This window comes from Halobiforma nitratireducens JCM 10879, from assembly GCF_000337895.1.
Taxonomy (GTDB): domain Archaea; phylum Halobacteriota; class Halobacteria; order Halobacteriales; family Natrialbaceae; genus Natronobacterium; species Natronobacterium nitratireducens.
Window position 1 is genome coordinate 1 of the sequence record NZ_AOMA01000032.1, and the last position, 1883, is coordinate 1883.

Annotated in this window: 1 protein-coding gene and 2 pseudogenes; all 3 read left to right on the forward strand. The window is 46.5% G+C overall.

Annotated elements, in window-relative coordinates; translation table 11 throughout:
• Positions 1-223: pseudogene (locus C446_RS18430) on the forward strand (IS1595 family transposase); the annotation flags it as partial.
• 36 nt (positions 224-259) lie between these two features.
• Positions 260-463: pseudogene (locus tag C446_RS18435) on the forward strand (transcriptional regulator FilR1 domain-containing protein); the annotation flags it as partial.
• 472 nt (positions 464-935) lie between these two features.
• Complete coding sequence (locus C446_RS18440) at positions 936-1739, forward strand: hypothetical protein (protein WP_152419350.1); 804 nt, start codon at positions 936-938, stop codon at positions 1737-1739.
• Positions 1740-1883: the final 144 nt, after the last annotated feature.

The window sequence follows — 1883 nt, forward strand, 5'->3', positions numbered from 1 at the left end:
CCGCGAATCCGTCGTCCACGGCGACGGTGAATACGCCGACGAAGACGTTCACGTCAATCCCTGCGAGAGCCACGGATCGCTGCTGCGCCCGTGGCTCTCGCCTCATCGAGGCATCTCAAAAGATAAACTCACGCAGTATCTCCGAGCGTTCCAACTTCGACGAAAGTTATTGCGGAAACCAGGGAGAGAAGCGCTCAAACACGCTGTCAAAGCTACGCTGTGAAATCAACAAAGTGCTACACAAGAGCGTACCGGAAATTTCGAGGCTTATTCGTACTCTGGTGAAGTCCCGATGGGAGTCATCGTGATCACAGAACCTGTCGAACATGTTCTTGTTGTCCTTCACGACGATATTGGTGTTGTTCGCGGCGTCATTGATTCTAAGGACAAGGCCGCAGTTACGTGGGCGAGAGACTGGTATTCAAAATATGAAGCCGAGAGTATGCCGCTAACACTCTCTTGAACCCTCCTAACAACAGTTCTGATTTTGACAGCCATATTTCACTCTATTGGTGTGTTTAAAAATATAGTGCTCAAGTTTGAGACTACTGATCGACACTTGTTGAATACTGTGGCTATCAAGACAGTATCGCTGATCAAACACCTTGACTTTGAGTTTCTGTCGGAGTACGACGTGTTTGTTTCCGCTTCAAGGAGACAAATACGAGTGTTCTTCGTGCGTGTTTGTTCCCCGTCATTGTGACTACCACTCGGGGGAATGGTATTGGTTGCAATACTTTGAAATTAATGTATTTGGAGGATTAATTGAGCTGCTATTTCATCCACCTTATTATTGGCTAATAGGTTATTCACACATTGATTAATTAGTTGCGGCCTGAATATTTTTTCATGGAGTAAAGTAAAGATAGTTGTCCACAATCGACTAGACGCGATGTCGGACAATGTCCCATCGAAGAAATGGAGAGTGATCACCGATGAGTAGCCACTACAGCATAGGAATATTCCAGACAGAAAAGGCAACAGAAGAAGAGAACTGGTCACCGATGTCTTCAGCTGAGGATGCGGTAGAAGAGGTATTTGATGACATGGGTGAAGATACCGTTGTAACATCATATTTCATCGAGATACCGGCACCGACAGAGAACCTCGATGAATCATTCCTAACTTGGCGTGAGAGTGATGCTTTTCCCGATCCACCACATCCAGCCGACGACAGAAAAGAATATGATTACTTACTTGACTGGTGGCGTGACTATGCGGAGTACCAGCTCGACGCAGGGCAAACATCCAGTGATTCGAATGTCCTCTTGACATACGATGCTGACGACATTTTCGGGAGGGCTGGTGCGGGAACAAACTCGACATTCGCCACCGCAGGAAAAGCTAACTGGATAGCAAATTTCGAGTGGGATGATGATAGTGGCCAATCAGAATTCCAGGATGATTCGAATCCCTACAGAGGTACAAGTACTGTGATTCACGAAATCGGGCATAATATTATCGAATACATGGATCATGAGCCAGATTGCTTCGATGACCCATCGGGAGCGGGTCATCATGTCATGGGGAATGCTTCATTCTACGAGGACGGTGGGATCATAGGAAGTGATGATTACGCGGGCACGCCAATGTCTCGGAGTGGGTCGTATTTCCCATGTATGGCTGAGGGTGGAGAAAATCTCTGTGGTAATGAAGTAACCGATGATGTTGACGAGGTTGATGCTAGTGACCTCCGATACAGTGATTGTTCACAGAACAATATTCGAGATCCTCTTTAGAAACAATGACAGATAACACTGACAGCGAAGACAGCCGAATTGACAGGCGAACAGTTCTGATAGTGTTTAGGTCGAATCTTTACCGGTAAGAGACGGCCAAATGTTTGGTTCGTTGATCGTGTTCACTCCTCGTGAGATGTAGTC